The sequence below is a fragment of the Streptomyces sp. AK08-02 genome, assembly GCF_033795085.1.
Classification (GTDB): Bacteria; Actinomycetota; Actinomycetes; order Streptomycetales; family Streptomycetaceae; genus Streptomyces; species Streptomyces echiniscabiei.
The window spans coordinates 111,354-130,161 of the sequence record NZ_JARAZV010000005.1 but is presented as its reverse complement, the minus strand read 5'-3'; the positions used below and the strand labels follow the sequence as shown (position 1 = coordinate 130,161).

Annotated in this window: 17 protein-coding genes; 8 read left to right on the top strand and 9 right to left on the bottom strand. The window is 67.0% G+C overall.

The genetic code is table 11. The features are described 5' to 3' along the window. Positions 1–412 precede the first annotated feature (412 nt). On the top strand, positions 413–1,279 hold the full coding sequence (locus PV734_RS11535; RefSeq protein ID WP_319096641.1) for a GNAT family N-acetyltransferase: 867 nt from the start codon (positions 413–415) through the stop codon (positions 1,277–1,279). Positions 1,280–1,302: 23 nt separating this feature from the next. Here PV734_RS11535 and PV734_RS11530 read toward each other — a convergent pair whose 3' ends face one another. After that, positions 1,303–2,511 carry an MFS transporter gene (locus PV734_RS11530; protein WP_319096642.1) on the bottom strand — a complete coding sequence of 403 codons (1,209 nt, stop codon included), beginning with the start codon at positions 2,509–2,511 and terminating at the stop codon, positions 1,303–1,305. Between the two features lie 143 nt (positions 2,512–2,654). Here PV734_RS11530 and PV734_RS11525 point away from each other — a divergent pair, with 143 nt between their 5' ends. Further along, a complete protein-coding gene (locus tag PV734_RS11525; protein WP_319096643.1) occupies positions 2,655–3,113 on the top strand; it encodes a MarR family winged helix-turn-helix transcriptional regulator in 459 nt (152 codons plus the stop codon). A 9-nt stretch (positions 3,114–3,122) separates the two neighbouring features. Next, on the top strand, positions 3,123–3,575 hold the full coding sequence (locus PV734_RS11520; protein WP_319096644.1) for a GNAT family N-acetyltransferase: 453 nt from the start codon (positions 3,123–3,125) through the stop codon (positions 3,573–3,575). Between the two features lie 61 nt (positions 3,576–3,636). On the opposite strand, the gene PV734_RS11515 is transcribed toward PV734_RS11520, so the two are convergent. Together PV734_RS11515 and dnaB are read right to left on the bottom strand one after the other, a co-directional pair. Continuing rightward, positions 3,637–5,022: a serine hydrolase domain-containing protein gene (locus PV734_RS11515; RefSeq protein WP_319198807.1), complete on the bottom strand. Its 1,386-nt coding sequence runs from the start codon at positions 5,020–5,022 to the stop codon at positions 3,637–3,639. A gap of 65 nt (positions 5,023–5,087) precedes the next feature. Continuing rightward, complete coding sequence (gene dnaB, locus PV734_RS11510; RefSeq protein ID WP_319097781.1) at positions 5,088–6,563, bottom strand: replicative DNA helicase; 1,476 nt, start codon at positions 6,561–6,563, stop codon at positions 5,088–5,090. A gap of 458 nt (positions 6,564–7,021) precedes the next feature. Here dnaB and PV734_RS11505 point away from each other — a divergent pair, with 458 nt between their 5' ends. After that, a complete protein-coding gene (locus PV734_RS11505) occupies positions 7,022–8,359 on the top strand; it encodes an MATE family efflux transporter (RefSeq protein WP_319289398.1) in 1,338 nt (445 codons plus the stop codon). 192 nt (positions 8,360–8,551) lie between these two features. Here the strand turns inward: PV734_RS11505 and rplI are convergent, their stop codons facing one another. From rplI to rpsF, 4 genes are all read right to left on the bottom strand, one after another. Next, positions 8,552–8,998 (bottom strand): 50S ribosomal protein L9, encoded by a 447-nt coding sequence (gene rplI / locus PV734_RS11500; RefSeq protein ID WP_319097778.1) that lies wholly within the window; start codon positions 8,996–8,998, stop codon positions 8,552–8,554. Positions 8,999–9,016: 18 nt separating this feature from the next. Then, positions 9,017–9,253: a 30S ribosomal protein S18 gene (gene rpsR, locus PV734_RS11495; RefSeq protein ID WP_006381652.1), complete on the bottom strand. Its 237-nt coding sequence runs from the start codon at positions 9,251–9,253 to the stop codon at positions 9,017–9,019. A gap of 60 nt (positions 9,254–9,313) precedes the next feature. Next, on the bottom strand, positions 9,314–9,922 hold the full coding sequence (locus PV734_RS11490; RefSeq protein ID WP_319097777.1) for a single-stranded DNA-binding protein: 609 nt from the start codon (positions 9,920–9,922) through the stop codon (positions 9,314–9,316). A gap of 80 nt (positions 9,923–10,002) precedes the next feature. Next, positions 10,003–10,293 (bottom strand): 30S ribosomal protein S6, encoded by a 291-nt coding sequence (gene rpsF / locus PV734_RS11485; protein ID WP_146481131.1) that lies wholly within the window; start codon positions 10,291–10,293, stop codon positions 10,003–10,005. A gap of 262 nt (positions 10,294–10,555) precedes the next feature. On the opposite strand from rpsF, the gene PV734_RS11480 reads away from it, so the two are divergent. The 3 genes from PV734_RS11480 to PV734_RS11470 all read left to right on the top strand — a co-directional run bounded on the left by PV734_RS11480 (position 10,556) and on the right by PV734_RS11470 (position 13,241). Further along, positions 10,556–10,870, top strand: a complete 315-nt coding sequence (locus tag PV734_RS11480; RefSeq protein WP_105970260.1) for a hypothetical protein — start codon at positions 10,556–10,558, stop codon at positions 10,868–10,870. Between the two features lie 151 nt (positions 10,871–11,021). Next, a complete protein-coding gene (gene femX / locus PV734_RS11475; protein ID WP_319097776.1) occupies positions 11,022–12,143 on the top strand; it encodes a peptidoglycan bridge formation glycyltransferase FemX in 1,122 nt (373 codons plus the stop codon). Between the two features lie 66 nt (positions 12,144–12,209). Further along, complete coding sequence (locus PV734_RS11470; RefSeq protein ID WP_319097774.1) at positions 12,210–13,241, top strand: alanine racemase; 1,032 nt, start codon at positions 12,210–12,212, stop codon at positions 13,239–13,241. 81 nt (positions 13,242–13,322) lie between these two features. Here PV734_RS11470 and PV734_RS11465 read toward each other — a convergent pair whose 3' ends face one another. Together PV734_RS11465 and PV734_RS11460 are read right to left on the bottom strand one after the other, a co-directional pair. After that, positions 13,323–14,831, bottom strand: coding sequence for a glycosyltransferase family 87 protein (locus PV734_RS11465; RefSeq protein WP_319289397.1), 1,509 nt, complete (start codon positions 14,829–14,831; stop codon positions 13,323–13,325). A 150-nt stretch (positions 14,832–14,981) separates the two neighbouring features. Then, positions 14,982–17,714 carry a transglycosylase domain-containing protein gene (locus tag PV734_RS11460; protein WP_319097770.1) on the bottom strand — a complete coding sequence of 911 codons (2,733 nt, stop codon included), beginning with the start codon at positions 17,712–17,714 and terminating at the stop codon, positions 14,982–14,984. Positions 17,715–18,098: 384 nt separating this feature from the next. Here PV734_RS11460 and PV734_RS11455 point away from each other — a divergent pair, with 384 nt between their 5' ends. Next, a complete protein-coding gene (locus PV734_RS11455; RefSeq protein ID WP_319289396.1) occupies positions 18,099–18,785 on the top strand; it encodes a PadR family transcriptional regulator in 687 nt (228 codons plus the stop codon). Positions 18,786–18,808: the final 23 nt, after the last annotated feature.

Below are 18,808 nucleotides of genomic sequence, written 5' to 3'. Positions count from 1 at the left end.
TAACCGGAAATGCGAGTCTTCGATCTCTCCGTCCCGTTAGGCCGCATTGCCCCGCTCTTACCGCGTGTACGGGATTCGTCACCCCGGTGCGGACAAGAACCGGAGTCGACCATACCGGCCGTCGCCGAGCGCACAAGTCCCAATCTTCTCGGCCACGAAGGAGCGCGGGGTGGACCATCAAGTCCCTCAACTACCGTGCGCCGCACACCAATTCATAGACATCACACGAATCCTGCCCCGAAGAACGCCGCATCGCCGTAGGCCAGGCCTGTCACCCGATGACCGATGCTCAGCGTTTCACGTGAAACATCTGTCCATGCGCTGTGCGGACCGGCACGACATGGCCAAAAGAGCGTGCGGGCGACCGCAAACCGGTGGACGCCGGGGGCGCCGGTCGGACAGCCTGACCTGCGTGTCGACTCCTTCTCCCGCCGATCTGCCCGTCCGTCGTCTGACGCGCCGAGACCTCACCGCGTGCGCCGACCTCTCCGAGGACCGGGGCTGGCCCCGCGAGGAGCACAAGTGGAGTCTCCTGCTCACGGCAGGGAAGGGCTACGGCATCGACGACCCCGGCGGCGGACTGGTCGCCGCATGTGTCGTCACCGAGTACGGACTTTACGGAGAGCCCGAGTTGGGGGCCATCGGCATGGTGCTGGTCGCCGAGCGGTATGCCCGCCAGGGCATCGGACGGCGGCTGATGCGGTACGTCGTCGCCGCGATGGGCACCACGCCACTGACACTGCACGCGACCCCGAACGGTCGCCCGCTCTACGAAGAACTCGGCTTCAAGGTCATCGGCGGAGCGGAGATGGTCCGCGGACGCTTTACACCAAACGGTCCGGGGCCGGAGACCGGCACACGCCCGGCGACGGCCGAGGACCTCGCCGGGATCATCCGGCTCGACGAAGAGGTGTTCGGCACCGACCGCACACACATGATCACTCGGCTGCCCGCCTTCTCCGACCAGTTGCGCGTCGCGGAGAAGGATGGCCGAATCATCGGCTACGCGGCGGCCTGGCCCAACATGGACACCCATGTGGTCGGTCCCCTGATCGCCCGCGACACGGAGACGGCGAAGGCACTCCTCGCCTCACTCGCCGCCCTTACCGACCGTCCGCTGCGTACGGATATCGACCTGCGGCACGAGGAACTACTGGCATGGGTGAAGGAGCGCGGGCTGGCACCGGTGGGTCTCAACGCGGTGATGACGTACGGGATCCCCGAACTTCCCGGTGACTGGACCCGGCGGTTCGCCCCTCTGACGGTGGCCGCCGGCTGAGTGGCCGCTCTGTCCCGCCCCGGTCACCGGCGCAGTGCCGCCTGCTGCCTGGCAGGTGTTCCGCCGGTGGCGAGCGGACCCGGTGCACTCGCGCGGCGCTCCAGCGCAGCCGACAGAAGGGCGAGGATCAGGGCGCCCGTGGCGAGAGCGGCGCCGACCCAGTTCGGGGCGGTGTAGCCGCGCCCCGCCGCGATCACCATGCCACCGAGCCAGGCGGCGAGTGCGTTGCCGAGGTTGAAGGCACCGATGTTCACGGCCGAGGCCAGCGTCGGAGCACCGTGCGCCTGGTCGAGGACCCGCTTCTGCAACGGCGGGACGGTGGCGAAGCCCAGGGCACCGATCAGGGTGATCGTGACGGCCGCGAGGACCTTGTGGTGGGCGGTGACCGTGAAGAGGGCCAGTACGACGGCCAGGGCGCCCAGGGAGACGTACAGCAGGGGCATCAGGGCGCGGTCCGCGTACCTGCCGCCGACCAGATTGCCCCCGACCATGCCGAGGCCGAACAGGACCAGCAGCCAGCTGACGGAGCCGTCCGCGAAGCCCGCGACGTGAGTCATCGCCGGGGCGATGTAGGTGATGGCGGCGAAGACACCGCCGAAGCCGAGAACGGTCATCCCCATGGCGAGCACTACCTGGACGTTCTTGAAGGCAGCCAACTCGTGGCGCAGGTGCACACCGTGCGCCTTGGGCAGGTCGGGGACGAGCTTGGCGACGCCGACCAGGCCGAGTACGCCGAGTCCGGCGACGACGGCAAAGGTGACTCGCCAGCCGGCGGCCTGTCCGACGAAGGTACCCAGCGGGACTCCGACGACATTGGCGACGGTGAGCCCGGTGAACATCATGGCGATGGCGCCGGCCCGCTTGTCCGGAGCGACCAGATCGGCCGCGACGACCGAGCCGATGCCGAAGAAGGCACCATGGGCGAGCGAGGCGACCACGCGGCCGATCAGCATGACGGCGAATGCGGGGGCTCCGGCGGAGAGCAGGTTGCCGAGGATGAACAGCCCCATCAGGAGCATGAGCATCCGTTTGCGGGAGACCCTGGTGCCGAGGGCGGTCATGATCGGGGCTCCGACCACGACCCCGAGGGCATAACCGGTCACGAGAAATCCGGCGGTCGGGATGGAAACCCCGAAGTCGCCGGCCACGTCGGGCAACAGGCCCATGATCACGAATTCCGTGGTGCCGATGCCGAAGGCCCCGATCGCGAGAGCCAGGAGCGCGAGAGGCATGAGGGAGCACACCTTCCTTGGAGACTGCACAAGCGCCTTAATGACTCACACAATAGTTGCATACGCGGGTTATATGCTCCAGCCGACTATTGCAGGCATGTCCTATCCTGAGGTCAGCAGCTCCAGGGACAGAGGAGACAGCAATGCCTGCGACGGACCCCGCACTCACCGCCCTCTCCCAGGGCTGGTGCGCCCTTTCCCTGCTACACGCGAGGATCGAGACGCACATCGAGCGTGCCCTGCAGAGCAAGCACGGGCTGAGCGTGCGCGAGTACTCGCTACTGGATGTCCTCAGCCGACAGCACGACGGCGTGGGCGGCCATCTCCAGATGAAGGCGGTCGCCGACGCGGTGGTCCTCAGCCAGAGCGCCACGACGCGGCTGGTCACGAGGCTCGAGGACCGCGGACTGCTTGCGCGGTACCTGTGTCCGACCGACCGCCGAGGGATCTACACCGACGTCAGCGAGGCAGGGCTCACGCTTCTCGCCGAGGCACGCCCCACCAATGACAGCGCCCTTCGCGATGCCCTCGACGAGGCGGCCGTTGACCCGCAACTGGCTCCACTGGTCCGGGTCGTGGAGTCGATGCACCTGCCCGCCTAGGCTGCGGACATGGGAGATCTTGAAATACGGCCCGCGACGACGGAGGACGTTCCCGCGATCGTCGGCATGCTGGCCGACGACCCGCTTGGCGCACAGCGCGAGTCACCAGACGACCTGACCCCGTACCTGCTCGCACTGGACCGGCTGACCGCCGACCCGAACCAGCACCTGATCGTCGCGGCCCGCGCGGCTCGCGTGGTCGGCACTCTCCAGCTCACGATCGTTCCCGGGCTGTCCCGCAGAGGCGCGGCCAGGGCGATCATCGAGGGTGTGCGTGTCCACGCCACCGAACGCGGCAGCGGCCTGGGCACGCACCTCATCGAGTGGGCGGTCGAGAAGGCACGCCAGGAGAACTGTCAGTTGGTCCAACTGACCTCGGACGTCACGCGCACCGACGCCCACCGTTTCTACGAACGGCTCGGCTTCACGCCTTCACACGTGGGCTTCAAGCTCCAGCTCTGAGAACATCACCGAGGAAGCGTCATGTTTCACGTGAAACATGACGCTTCCTCGCAGTCGGCGCCTACTTGATCCCGCGCCACCCTTCCGGATCCACGCCACCCGGCACAGAAGCCCCCTCCTCGTACGGCTGACGCACGAAGACGAACGATCCGAGGTCCAGGTGGTCCACATCCCCGCTGGGCCGTCGTACGGCCCGCAGAAGCTCCCCGGCGAAATATCCGTCGAGGCCCGTCCAGGTGCCGTCGCCGTTCGCCCTGAACCGTGAGCGGCGGCCGATGGCAGCCAAGGGCGCCAGCGAGACGCCTCCATCGAGCGAGAGCCGCAGGGCATAGGGGGCGGTCCCCCAGTACCACTGGCCCGTCAGCTCCAGCACCGCCCTGTCGACCTCGGGCAACGGGCGCCACGGCTCGGGAATGCGCGGCTCGGCCTCCGCGACGATTTTCACAAGGTCCCCGGCGACCACGGACACCGGCGGGCCGGAGGTGCAGTTGGCCAGGACGACAGCCGCGAGGTCGTCCTCCACGTCGACGGTGAGGCTCGCCAGAAAGCCCGGCAGCGAGCCTCCGTGCCCCACCAGAAGTCGGCCCTCCCGGTACTGGATCTGCATACCGAGGCCGTACGCCGATCCCGCGGCCACATCCTCCGGCTCGGCGGGAGCAGCCGGCGTACGCATCTCCGCGACGGACGCGGCACTCAGTACCTGGTCATCCCCCTTGGCCAGGAAGACGGCGAAGCGCGCCAAGTCCCCTGCCGTGGACCAGAGCTGACCGGCCGGCGCCATCCGTCCAAGGTCCTCCGTCGGTTCCGGCAGCATCACATCGGCCCAGGGATGCACCGCCCAGCCACCCGCGTGCGGTGCCTGCGGCTGCCCGCTGGTCCGCTCCAGCCCCAGGGGGTCGAGCACCTCACGCCGCAGCACGTCCTCCCACGGAGCACCGCGCAACTCCTCGATGAGCGCACCCAGAAGGCTGTAGCCCGGGTTCGAGTAGTGGTGACGTCGACCGACGGGATGCAGCAACGGCCGCTCGCCCAGGACATCGGCCAACTCGGGGCGCAGTGATCCAGGTGTCCGCTCCCACCAGGGCGCGGGTGACTCGGCCGCCAACCCGCCGGTGTGCGCGAGCAGTTCAGCGATGGTGGCCTCCCCCGCACCGGTACCCGGCAGGTGCTTCTCCAGCGGATCGACGAGATCGAGAAGCCCTTCGTCCCGCAGCCGCATCACCAGTACGGCGGTGAAGGTCTTGGTGATCGAACCGATCCGGTACTGCACGTTCGCATCGGGAGCGTGGCCGTCCACCGAACTGCGCGCACCTGTCCACACTGTCTCCCCGCCCCGCACCACCGCCGCGACCAGCGACGGCGCCCGTCCATCACTCTGGGCGACTGCGATCCGATGGAGCAACGCCCGTCGCGTGCCGGGAAGGAGTTCGTCCTGAGGTGTTGTCATGGGCCAAGTTCAGCGGTGGAGCCGTCTCGCGTCGAGCGCATTTCCCCCTCGCCGCGGGCATCGGCTCACGTCTGGGCCATGTCCACGAACCGGGAGTAGTGCCCCTGGAAGGCGACTGTGATCGTCGCCGTCGGGCCGTTTCGGTGCTTGCCGACGATGATGTCCGCCTCGCCCGCGCGCGGCGACTCCTTCTCGTACGCGTCCTCGCGGTGCAGCAGGATCACCATGTCCGCGTCCTGCTCGATCGAGCCCGACTCACGCAGGTCGGAGACCATGGGCTTCTTGTCCGTACGCTGCTCAGGACCACGGTTCAGCTGCGACAGCGCGATCACAGGCAGTTCCAGCTCCTTGGCCAGGAGCTTCAGGTTTCGCGACATGTCCGAGACCTCCTGCTGGCGGCTCTCGGACCGCTTGCCGCCGGACTGCATCAGCTGGAGGTAGTCGATGACCACGAGTTTCAGGTCCGCGCGCTGTTTGAGACGCCGGCACTTGGCACGGATCTCCATCATCGACAGGTTCGGGGAGTCGTCGATGTACAGGGGCGCGGCCGAGACGTCCGGCATACGGCGGGCGAGCCTGGTCCAGTCCTCGTCGGTCATCGTGCCGGAGCGCATGTGGTGAAGGGCCACGCGTGCCTCGGCGGACAGCAGACGCATGGCGATCTCGTTGCGGCCCATTTCGAGGGAGAAGATCACGCTGGGCATGTTGTGCTTGATCGAGCAGGCACGGGCGAAGTCCAGAGCCAGCGTCGACTTACCCATGGCGGGGCGAGCCGCGATGATGATCATCTGACCGGGGTGCAGACCGTTGGTGAGCTGGTCGAGGTCGGTGAACCCGGTCGGCACGCCGGTCATCTCCCCCGACCGTGAGCCGATGGCCTCGATCTCGTCGAGCGCGCCTTCCATGATGTCGCCGAGCGGCAGATAGTCCTCGGTGGTGCGCTGCTCGGTGACCGCGTAGATCTCGGCCTGGGCGCTGTTGACGATCTCGTCGACGTCCCCGTCCGCCGCGTATCCCATCTGGGTGATGCGGGTTCCGGCCTCGACCAGACGCCGCAGGACCGCGCGCTCGTGCACGATCTCCGCGTAGTACTCGGCGTTCGCCGCCGTCGGCACCGTCTGTACCAGCGCGTGCAGATAGGGAGCGCCGCCGACTTTGGTGATCTCGCCCCGTCTGGTGAGCTCGGCCGCGATCGTGATCGGATCGGCGGGCTCGCCCTTCGCGTATAGATCGAGGATGGCCCCGTAGATGATCTCGTGCGCGGGCCGGTAGAAGTCGTGGCCCTTGAGCACCTCGACGACGTCGGCGATCGCGTCCTTCGACAGAAGCATGCCGCCGAGTACCGACTGTTCGGCGTCGAGGTCCTGCGGCGGTACCCGCTCGAAAGACGTGCCTTCGCTTTCCCAGGCGCCGTTCTCGCGACCGCGGTCGTGCTGTTCGTCACGCCCCCGGCCCCCTTCACGGCGTTGACGGGAGGGGGGCAGACGATCACTGGGACCGCTGTCGGCCCACGGATCGTCCAAGGGCTCGGAAATACTCACCGAGCCACCTCCTCCCATCCGCAGAGCGGACCTCGCCGTGCCCTCTGTTCTACGGCACGACACTGACAAATAAGAGGCCCAACTCCGGTTCCGGCGCGTCGGTTTTGTGACGTTTCCGAGGCTGGGAGACGGGGTGGGCTCCGGACCACCGTAGGCCTGTCGGCACCGTCAGCCAATCTGGTTATCCACAGGCCATGTGGACGACGGCCCGGATGCTGTGGAGAACTCCGCAAAACCTGTGCACGACCCGGTGGACAGCCCTGTGAACAAGCTTTCGCGGTCTTTGAAACACCGCCGCTGACCAGCATGTTTTCCATCCACCGGCTGTGCAGGAGAAAAACTTTCGCCATTGGGCCAAGATCTCCACGAGCGGCACACCGCAACACACGCCTCGAGCGATGAGGTAACAGTCTCTACCGCATTGCATCTCTTACCTGTGGAAGACTAGATTGGTGGTCATGACACAGGCTCCCGCCGCACCGAGGGCGACCCGTCGCCGGCACGACCGAGAGATCGTCGCACTGGCCGTCCCTGCCTTCGGCGCACTCATCGCCGAGCCCCTCTTCGTCATCGCCGACAGCGCGATCATCGGCCACCTCGGCACCGCTCAACTGGCCGGGCTCGGCATCGCCTCGGCCCTTCTCACCACAGCAGTCAGCGTCTTCGTCTTCCTCGCCTACGCCACTACGGCTTCCGTCGCCCGCCGCGTCGGCTCCGGCGATCTCCAGGCCGCCATCCGCCAGGGTGTGGACGGCATCTGGCTCGCCCTACTGCTCGGCGCCGCGGTCATCGCCGTCGTCCTGCCCACGTCGCCCGCGCTCGTTGATCTCTTCGGCGCCTCGAAGACCGCTGCCCCGTACGCGGACACCTATCTGCGGATCTCGGCGCTGGGCATCCCTGCCATGCTCGTCGTCCTCGCCTCCACCGGCATTCTGCGTGGCCTCCAGGACACGAAAACCCCTCTGTACGTCGCCATCGCGGGCTTCGTCGCCAACGCCGCCCTGAACGCGGGACTCGTCTACGGCGCGGACCTCGGCATCGCGGGTTCCGCCTGGGGCACTGTCATCGCCCAGTGGGGCATGGCGGCGGCGTACCTCACGGTCGTCGTGCGCGGCGCGCGCCGACACGGGGCCTCGCTACGCCCCGACGCTTCAGGGATCCGGGCCTCCGCCCAAGCGGGTGCGCCACTTCTCGTGCGCACCCTGTCCCTGCGGGCGATCCTGATGATCGCCACGGCAGTCGCCGCACGGCTCGGGGACGCAGACGTAGCCGCGCACCAGATCATCCTTTCGCTGTGGAGTCTGCTCGCCTTCGCGCTCGACGCGATCGCCATCGCCGGACAGGCCATCATCGGGCGCTGCCTGGGCGCGAACGACACCCAAGGCGCGCGCGCTGCCTGCCGCCGCATGGTCGAGTGGGGCATCGCGACCGGAGTCGTGCTCGGCCTCCTGGTGATCGTCAGCCGTCCACTGTTCCTGCCCCTGTTCACCAGCGACTCCGTGGTCAAGGACACCGCGTTGCCGGCCCTGCTCGTGGTCGCACTGTCGCAACCGATCTGCGGAATCGTCTACGTCCTCGACGGCGTACTGATGGGCGCGGGAGACGGCCCCTACCTGGCCGGGGCGATGCTGATCACGCTGGCCGCCTTCGTACCCGTAGCCCTGCTCGTGCCGACTCTCGGCGGCGGCCTCACCGCCCTTTGGGGAGCGATGACACTGATGATGACCGTCCGCATGGTGACTCTGTGGCTGCGAGCCCGTTCAGGCCGCTGGATGGTCACAGGCGCCACCCGCTGAGCGAAACGAGCGCCGAGGGAACCGAAAACCAGCCCTCCGTAGGCGCCCCCTGTTTCACGTGAAACATCGACCACATTCCTGCCGTTTCACGTGAAACATCTGCAAGCCCTGTTGTTGCCCACCAACCCGCTCACGAAGGAGGGCCGCACCCCGGAGGATGCGGCCCTACAACTACTTCAACGAGCGCAGTGCTTAGGCTGCGACGACCTCGATGTTGACCTTGGCGGCAACCTCGGGGTGCAGACGCACGGACGTCTCGTGAGCGCCGAGGGTCTTGATCGGCGAACCCAGCTCGATGCGGCGCTTGTCGACCTCGGGGCCACCGGAAGCCTTGATCGCCGTGGCGATGTCGGCCGGGGTGACGGAACCGAAGAGACGACCGGCGTCGCCGGAGCGAACGGCCAGACGAACCTTGACGCCTTCGAGGCGGGCCTTGATGTCGTTGGCCTGCTCGATGGTCTGGATCTCGTGGATCTTGCGAGCGCGACGAATCTGCTCGACGTCCTTCTCGCCGCCCTTGGTCCAGCGGATCGCGAAGTTCCGCGGGATCAGGAAGTTGCGAGCGTAGCCGTCCTTGACGTCTACGACGTCGCCCGCGGCACCGAGGCCGGAGACCTCGTGGGTGAGGATGATCTTCATTAGTCGGTCACCCTTCCCTTATCGCGCGGTGGACGTGTAGGGCAGCAGCGCCATCTCACGGCTGTTCTTGACAGCCGTGGCGACGTCACGCTGGTGCTGCGTGCAGTTGCCGGTCACGCGGCGGGCACGGATCTTGCCGCGGTCGGAAATGAACTTCCGCAGCATGTTCGTGTCCTTGTAGTCCACGTACTGGACCTTGTCCTTGCAGAAAGCGCAGACCTTTTTCTTAGGCTTGCGCACAGGCGGCTTCGCCATGGTGTTTCTCTCCTGTGTGATCAAGAAGTGTGGGTACGGCCCACCCCTCGGCCCGAAGACCTAGAAGGGGGGCTCGTCCGAGTAGCCGCCACCGCCGCCACCGCTGTTGCCGCCGGAGTTTCCACCCCAGCCGCCACCGCCGCCGCCCTGGTTGCCACCGGCAGGAGCGCCGGTCGCCCAGGGGTCGTCGGCCGGAGCGCCGCCGCCCTGCGGAGCGCCGCCGGAGTTTCCACCCCAGCCACCGCCCTGCTGACCGCCGCCACCAGCGCTACCGCCACCGCTGTAACCGCCCTGGCCACCTCGGCCTGCGGCCTTGGTGACCTTGGCGGTGGCACTGCGCAGGCTGGCGCCGACCTCATCGACGTCCAGCTCGTAGACCGTGCGCTTCTCGCCCTGGGTGGTCTCGTAGGACCGCTGCTTCAGCCGGCCCTGCACGATGACGCGCATGCCTCGCTGAAGCGACTCGGCCACGTTCTCCGCAGCCTGACGCCAGACCGAGCAGGTCAGGAACAGGCTCTCGCCGTCCTTCCACTCGTTCGTCTGACGGTCGAAGGTGCGGGGGGTGGACGCGACACGGAACTTCGCGACCGCCGCACCCGAGGGGGTGAAGCGCAGCTCGGGGTCGTCGACAAGATTGCCGACGACCGTGATGACGGTCTCGCCTGCCATAGGGGAACCTCTCGGCGGGTTTGCTGCTGGCTGCTTTTGGTGCTGCTACTCGAAATCCCGAGATCGACCGAGCGGGAGGCTCAGTGGGTCTCGGGGCGGAGGACCTTGGTCCGGAGGACCGACTCGTTCAGGTTCATCTGGCGGTCGAGCTCCTTGACGACCGCAGGCTCTGCCTGCAGGTCGATGACCGAGTAGATGCCCTCGGGCTTCTTCTTGATCTCGTACGAGAGACGACGACGGCCCCAGGTGTCGACCTTCTCGACCTTTCCGTTGCCCTCACGGACGACGGAAAGGAAGTTCTCGATCAGAGGGGCGACAGCGCGCTCCTCCAGCTCGGGGTCGAGGATGACCATCACTTCGTAGTGACGCATGTGGAACCCACCTCCTTTGGACTCAGCGGCCACGGTCGTTCCGTGGCAGGAGGGTTGTTATGCGTACGCAACGGTATCTGCGACCACTGACAGTCGGAGGTCCTCGAAGGAATTCTCACGACGCCCTGGGCAGACACCGGTGCAGACGCTACAGACTACCCGTACTGCGCTTCCGGTTGAAATCAGGCCCGGGTGACCCGCAATCTGTACACATCGGGTGTGTATGGCGCTACAGTGCGCCGCCTTCCGCAGGAGGTGCCACATGGCACAGGCATTGCGACCCAACACCGCCGGATCCCTCTTCGCCACCGACGGCAAACCCCATCCGCTCCAGGACAGCCTGCTGGCTGTGACCCTCGTGCTCGGGGTGACGGCCTTCGTCACGGCGATGTTCCACAGCCTGCATCTGCTCAGCTCCTGGACCGGCCTGGTGGGGATCCTCACCGGCGCGTACGGACAGTTCGTCTCGGAGACGACCCGCGAACGCTTCGGACTGATCCTGGGGCTCGGTGCCGCAGCGGTCGGCTTCTTCCTCGGCATGGCACACGGCGGTCTCTTCGGCGGCGTGATCGGCTGACGCGGACCGCCCTCTGGTGCCCCGGCCGAGGCAGGGCCGGGGCACCAGTGCCGTACGGCCAGACGAGGCGCTCGCAGGGCGCAGTAGGCTTCGGCGCGAGAGCCGGAGCCCCTGTACCCATGGGGACACACCAGCCCGAGGAGCGCCCGGAATGAGCCTGACCCTGAGGACGATCAGCCGCGAGCAGCATCTGGCGTACATCCAGAGCCTGCCGTCGGCGAGCCACATGCAGGTTCCTGCCTGGGCAGACGTCAAGGCGGAGTGGCGCTCCGAGAACCTCGGGTGGTTCGACGACCGGACGGGCGAGATCGTCGGCGCGGGCCTCGTGCTGTACCGCCAGCTGCCCAAGATCAAGCGGTACCTCGCGTATCTGCCCGAGGGCCCGGTCATCAACTGGTTCGCGCCGAATCTCGACGACTGGATCCAGCCGATGCTGGCGCACCTGAAGCAGCAGGGCGCCTTCTCGGTGAAGATGGGCCCGCCGGTGATCATCCGGCGCTGGGAGGCCACGTCCATCAAGGCGGGTATCCAGAGCCCTGACGTGAAGCGGCTGCGGGACATCGAGGCCGACTTCATCGAACCGCGCGCCTTCGAGGTCGCCGACAAGCTGCGTCGCATGGGCTGGCAGCAGGGGGAGGACGGCGGGGCCGGTTTCGGCGACGTACAGCCTCGCTACGTCTACCAGGTGCCGCTCGCGAACCGCTCGCTGGAAGAGGTCCACGCGAACTTCAACCAGCTGTGGCGCCGCAACATCAAGAAGGCCGAGAAGGCCGGCGTCGAAGTCGTCCAGGGCGGCTACAACGACCTGGAGGAGTGGCAGCGGCTGTACGAGATCACAGCGGTGCGCGACCACTTCAGGCCCCGCCCGCTGTCGTACTTCCAGCGCATGTGGACGGCCCTCAACACCGAGGACCCCAACCGCATGCGGCTCTACTTCGCCCGCCACAACGGAGTGAACCTGTCGGCCGCGACGATGCTGATCGTCGGCGGGCACGTCTGGTACTCCTACGGCGCGTCGGACAACATCGGCCGTGAGGTCCGGCCCTCGAACGCCATGCAGTGGCGGATGCTGCGCGACGCCTACGCACTGGGCGCCACCGCCTACGACCTGCGCGGCATCTCCGACTCACTGGACGAGACGGACCACCTCTTCGGTCTGATCCAGTTCAAGGTCGGTACCGGCGGACAGGCCGCCGAGTACCTCGGTGAGTGGGACTTCCCGCTCAACAAGCTGCTCCACAAGGCGCTCGACATCTACATGTCGCGCCGCTGACGCACCGGCATTCCCCGTCACACCTCTGAGGCACCACAGCCACGAGAAAGGTTCCAGGTCCCGGCCATGGCGCTCACGCTCTACGTCGACACCGCGCGCTGGCGTGCGCACCACAAGCACGTGTCCGAGCAGTTCCCGGGGCTCGTCCCGGTCTGCAAGGGAAACGGCTACGGCTTCGGGCACGAGCGGCTCGCGGAGGAGGCCACTCGGCTGGGCTCGGACATCCTGGCCGTCGGAACGACGTACGAGGCCGCGCGGACCAAGGACTGGTTCAGCGGCGACCTCCTGGTGCTGACGCCCTTCAGACGGGGCGAGGAGCCCGTGCCACTGCCCGACCGCGTCATCCGCTCGGTGTCGTCGGTGGACGGGGTGCACGGTCTCGTCGGCGCCCGTGTCGTCATCGAGGTCATGTCCTCCATGAAGCGTCACGGTGTGACCGAGCAGGAACTGCCCCAGCTGCACGCCGCCATTGAGGACGTACGCCTCGAAGGCTTCGCGATCCACCTGCCGCTGGACCGCACCGACGGCTCGGACGCCGTGGAGGAGGTCATCGGCTGGATGGACCGGCTGCGCGCCGCCCGGCTGCCCCTCCACACCATGTTCGTCAGCCACCTCAAGGCCGACGACCTCGCGCGGCTCCAGCAGCAGTTCCCGCAGACACGTTTCCGCGCCCGCATCGGCACGCGGCTGTGGCTGGGGGATCACGAGGCCACGGAGTACCGCGGCGCGGTTCTGGACGTCACGCACGTGGCCAAGGGCGACCGGTTCGGCTACCGGCAGCAGAAGGCCGCCTCGGACGGCTATCTGGTGGTCGTGGCGGGCGGTACGTCGCACGGGGTGGGCCTGGAGGCTCCCAAGGCCCTGCACGGCGTCATGCCGCGCGCCAAGGGCGTCGCCCGCGCCGGCCTCGCCACGGTCAACCGGAATCTCGCCCCGTTCGTCTGGGGCGGCAAGCAGCGCTGGTTCGCCGAGCCGCCGCACATGCAGGTCTCGATTCTCTTCGTACCGTCGGACGCACCGGAGCCGAAGGTGGGCGAGGAGCTCGTGGCCCATCTGCGGCACACCACCACGCAGTTCGACCGGATCGTCGACCGCTGACCACGCTCTGAGGATTCGACGAAGGGCCGTACACGGAGTCCGTGTACGGCCCTTCGCACGACCCTCTCCAGCGATGTTCGCTCAGAGCGAACGGTCGTCCTCGTCCCGGTCCCGTCGGCTGCCCCACTCCACCTGCGGTCCGTCGAAGTGCGCGGCGTGCTGCGGTGGATGAGCCGCAGAGCCCAGTACGAAGACGTCCTCAGCGCCGTCGAGCACGCCTCCTGAAGGATCGTCGTCACCGGCCCGGCGCACCACGTCCCGCTCCGGCATGAGGATGTCCCGGACGACCACGGCACACAGGTACAGCGTGCCCACCAGGTGGACGCCGATGACGAACTGGTAGCCCTCGACGGGCAGGCCCTTGTGGGCGTCGCCGCTGGTCGTGTAAGCGAGGTACATCCAGATACCCAGGAAGTACGCGACCTCGCACGCCTGCCAGATCAGGAAGTCCCGCCATTTCGGGCGGGCCAGCACGGCGAGGGGGACCAGCCACAGGACGTACTGGGGTGAGTAGACCTTGTTGGTGAGGATGAAGGCCGCGACGATCAGGAAGGCCAGCTGCGCGAAGCGCGGACGGCGCGGCGCGGTCAGCGTGAGCGCCGCGATTCCCACGGCCGAGGCAAGCATCAGGAGCGTCGCGAACGTGTTGACGGTGTCGGTGGTGAGCGGGTTGTCCGAGCGCTGGGAGAGGATCAGCCAGAAGGATCCGAAGTCGACGCCTCGCTCCTGGCTGAACGTGTAGAACTTCGACCAGCCGTCGAAGGCGAAGTACATCACCGGAAGGTTCACGGCGGCCCAGGCCAGGACGGCGCCCCCCAGAGCCGTCCCGAACTGCCGCCACTTGCCGGCGCGCCAGCACAACACGAACAGGGGTCCCAGCAGCAGTACGGGATAGAGCTTGGCGGCCGTGGCGAGGCCCAGGAGAACCCCGAAGGCAAGGGACCTGCCCCGGGACCACATCAGCATCGCCGCAGCCGTCAGAGCGACCGCCAGCAGGTCCCAGTTGATGGTGGCGGTGAGCGCGGCGGCAGGCGCCAGGGCGACCAGCAGACCGTCCCAGGGACGCCGCGCGTGCGTACGTGACACGCATACGACGATGATCGCCGCGCACACCATCAGCATTCCGGCGTTGACGAACCAGTACCACTGCTCCTGGTGCTGGATGGATCCGCTGCTGGGCGTGAGCCAGGCGGCCACCTCCATGAACACTCCGGTCAGCACCGGGTATTCGAGGTACTGCATGTCGCCGTCGAACTTGTCGAAGTACGGCACCAGTCCGTCGGCGAATCCGCGGCCCTGGTAGAGGTGCGGAATGTCGGAGTAGCAGGCGTGCGTGTACTGCGTGCTGGCCCCGAAGAACCAGCCGCCGTTGTAGCAGGGCGCCTTCTGGACCAGGCCGAGGGCGAACATGCCGATCGCCACGAGCGCGACCACCCGTACCGGAGTCCACCAGGACGTCCCCAGCAGGGCACGCCGTCCGATGGGGCCGCCGATCAGCTCACTGCCGGCCACGGCGATCTCGTCGTCCCTGGTCGGCCGTACCGGATCCGGCTCGCGCACGCTCGCTTGCGTCGTCTCTGCACTGGACATGGGCCACATCCTGCCGTACGCGCCTAGGAATACGCCGAGGGCCGCCGCACCTGGTCGGTACGACGGCCCCATGTTTCACGTGAAACAGCGTGAATCGGATCGGTGTTTCACGTGAAACACCCGCGTCGGGCGCTGCTCGGGCCCGACCGGTCAGCCGAAGATGCCTCCGTTGTTGCCACCGTTGCCGTTCGCGTTTCCGTTGCTCTCTCCGTCGCTCTCCGTCGGTGACGGACTGGATGTCACTCCGCCGTCGGTAGAGCCTTGATCCGTGCCTCCGTCGCTGGTCCCGCCGGTGTCCTCACACGTGGGATCGAAGGGGTTGCAGGATTCGCTCGCCGAGGGCGAGGGCGAGGGCTCGACCTCTTCGTCGGAGGGTGTCGGGCTCGGCGTCGGGGTCACTTCCTCCGACTCGGTGACAGAGGGAGTCGGACTCGGCAGCGGGTCCTCGTCGACGACCTCGCCGTAGGGCTCGGGAGTCGGGAAGTCCACCACCGGCGCACCCTTGAGCGCCTGTTCCATGTAGTCGTGCCAGATCTCGGCCGGGAACGAGGCGCCGTGGATCTTCTCCTGGCCACCCGTGCCGTACATCTCCAGGAACTGACGGTTCTTCTGGGTCTCGTCGTCGTTCATCCGGAACATGCTGATCGCGGTGGACAGCTGCGGGGTGTACCCGATGAACCAGGCCGACTTGTTGCCGTCGGTGGTACCGGTCTTACCGGCCACCTGCCGGCCGGGCAGCTGTGCCGCCGTGCCCGTTCCGTCGTCGACCACTGTCTTGAGGACGTCAGTGACGTTGTCGGCGACCTGCTCGGTGAACATCTGCTTGGGCCTGGCGATCTTCTCGTGATCGAAGACGACGCCGTCCTTGCTGTTGACCTTCTCGACCGAGTACGGGTTGTTCTGCTTGCCGCTGGCCGCGAAGGTCGCGTACGCACCGGCCATGCGGATCGCGCTCGGGTCGGACGTACCGATCGAGAACGACGGGAACTCGGCACTGGCCAGACTGCTGTCGAGGATGCCCGCATCGGTCGCGGACTCCCGGACCTTGTCCAGGCCGACATCCATACCGAGCTGGACGTAGGCGGAGTTGGACGAGACCCTCATGGCCTCACGCAGGTCGATCCGGAAGCTGGGCGCGTTGTACGACTCGTCGCCGTCGTTGCGCTGCAGCCACTCCTTGTCGTCCTTGTCCTTCCAGATCGTGTTGTCGTAGTTCTCGATCTTCAGCTTGTTCTTGCCGCTGTAGATGCTGTCCGGGGAGACCTGGGTCCGCTCGTCCTGGGCCTGCTCCGCCCCCAGCTCCGGGTCCCGCACACCCCACTTCATCGCGGCGGCGAGTACGAACGCCTTGAACGTCGAACCCACCTGGGCGCCCGTCGTGTCGGCGTTGTTGGTGAAGTGCTTGGTCGCGTCCTCACCGCCGTAGACGGCCTTGATCGCGCCTGTCGACGGTTCCACCGAAGCGCCACCGAACTGGACGTATTTGTCAGTCTTCGGCCGCTCGTCAGGCTTGATGTTCGCCTTCTGGACGTTCTTGACCGCCTTCTCCAACGCCTGGACCTTCTTCTTGTCGAAGGTCGTGTAGATCGAGTAGCCGCCCTGCTGCAGTTGGTCGGCGGTGATCCCGGTCTTGTCGGTGTTGTTGATCAGGTAGCCCTTGGCGAGGTCGACGAGGTAACCGACCTGGCCGCCCAGCGCGGTGTTGGAACGCGGGTTCTGGATCTTCGGGAAGGTCTTGATCTCGGCACGCTCGGCCGCGGTCATGCGACCGTCTTTGACCTCCTCGTCGAGGATCCACCTCCACCGCCCCACGGCCCGCTTGGTGTTCTTTTCCTGGGTGGCGTTCACGGGGTCCACAGCCACGTTTCCGGCCGGGTCGTAGTACGTGGCGCCCTTCAGCACGGCGGCCAGGAAGGCACACTCGCTGGGGCTCAGGTCCTTGGCGTCCTTGTTGAAGTACGCGCGGGCGGCCGCCTGCATGCCGTAGGAGTCACGACCGTAGTAGGCGGTGTTCAGGTAACCGGCCATGATCTCCTTCTTGTCGACGTTGGTGCCGACCTTGATGGAGATGAACAGTTCCTTGAACTTCCGCGTGAGCGTCTGCGACTGGTCGTTCAGACGGGCGTTCTTCACGTACTGCTGGGTGATCGTCGAACCACCCTGGGTCTGACCGCCCTTGGCCATGTTGAACAGGGCGCGGGCGATACCCATCGGGTCGACACCGCTGTCGGTCTCGAACGTCTTGTTCTCGGCCGACATCACGGCGTACCGCATCGACGCGGGGATCTGTTCGTAGCCGATGATCTGGCGGTTCGTCTCACCACCGGTCGCCACCATCTGGCTGCCGTCGGCCCAGTAGTAGACGTTGTTCTGAGCGATGGCGGTATTCGCGACCTTCGGCACGCCCACCAGGGCGTAGCCGATGCCGGCCACCGCAACCAGGCTGCCGACGAAGCCGATGAAGAGTCCGGTCACCTGCCGCCACGAGGGCATCCAGCGCGCCGCGCCGTACTTGCCCGCGCGCGGATAGTCGATGAAGCGCTTCTTGGGCGGTGGCCCGGCCGCCCGGCCTCTGCCGCGCCCGGGCCCGTTCGGGCCGTTGGGACCGCCGCGGCGTCCGCCGCCCTCGGGTCCTCTACGACGTCCACCAGAACTTCTCTGGGCGGCGCGCCGGGAATCGGCGCGGCCTGACGACTGGCGCTCATCACCCTCCGCTCCATAGGGACCCAACCCGTAGGAATCCGATCCGTAGGAGTCGGAAGGAGACTCGGTTGCGCCTCGCGGTGCCGCACGGCGGCCGGAGGACGAGCCGGACTGGCCGCGTCGGGCCGCGGCACGTCCGCCTCCCTGCGGCTGCGGCGGTTTGCGACGGTGCTCGCTCATCGAACGATTACTCCTTGGGCAGGCGCACCCGTGCGCGCCTGGAAGCGGCAGCTGGTTTCCGGTCCCCCCAAAGTACGGATGCGGCCGTGTTCGCATTCATCCGTACCGCACCGAGCACCACGACGTCCCCAAACGTCACTCGGTTCCCGGTGGATTGCATGGCGCACAGACTACGCACCGTCAAAACCTCCCCAGCCCCGAAGTTCACCCCAAATCAGGCAACTTGGTTCTGACGAATCGGTGATGTGACCCCGTTCACGACTTCCCCCCTTGTCCCATCCGCAGGCCCGTTCTATCGTCTAGATGTATCGAGTCGATACATCAGCTCGGCATAAACAGTGCTCAGAACCGTCACGGTCGGACCGTGGGAGAAGGGAGGCGACGATGAGCCGACGCTCCGGGATCCTCGAGTTCGCCGTCCTCGGCCTGCTCCGCGAGTCCCCCATGCACGGCTATGAGCTGCGGAAACGACTCAATACATCACTGGGTGTGTTCCGCGCCTTCAGCTACGGCACGCTGTACCCCTGCCTCAAGACGCTGGTCGTGAGCGGCTGGTTGATCGAGGAGTCGGGGGGCGCGTCCGAGGACGCGCTCGCCGCCCCGCTCACAGGACGCCGCGCCAAGATCGTCTATCGGTTGACGGCGGAAGGTAAGGAGCACTTCGAGGAGCTGCTCTCGCAGACCGGCCCGGACGCGTACGAGGACGAACACTTCGCCGCTCGTTTCGCCTTCTTCGGGCAGACGTCCCGCGATGTACGCATGCGCGTGCTCGAAGGGCGTCGCAGCCGGCTGGAGGAGCGTCTGGAGAAGATGAGTTCCTCCCTGGCGCGTACACGGGAGCGCCTCGACGACTACACCCTTGAGCTCCAGCGCCACGGAATGGAGTCCGTGGAGCGCGAAGTGCGCTGGCTGAACGAGCTCATCGAGAGCGAGCGGGCCGGGCGGGACCTCAAAGGTGCCGACACCGGAAAAACCGACTCGCAGGACACCACATCTGGAGCGCCGGGCGGCCTGCCCCGGTCCCGGGAGGACGACTCCCGGACCGGTCCGTCCGACGACACCGCCACGTGAGGGCCGCTCAGGTCCTCACTCGT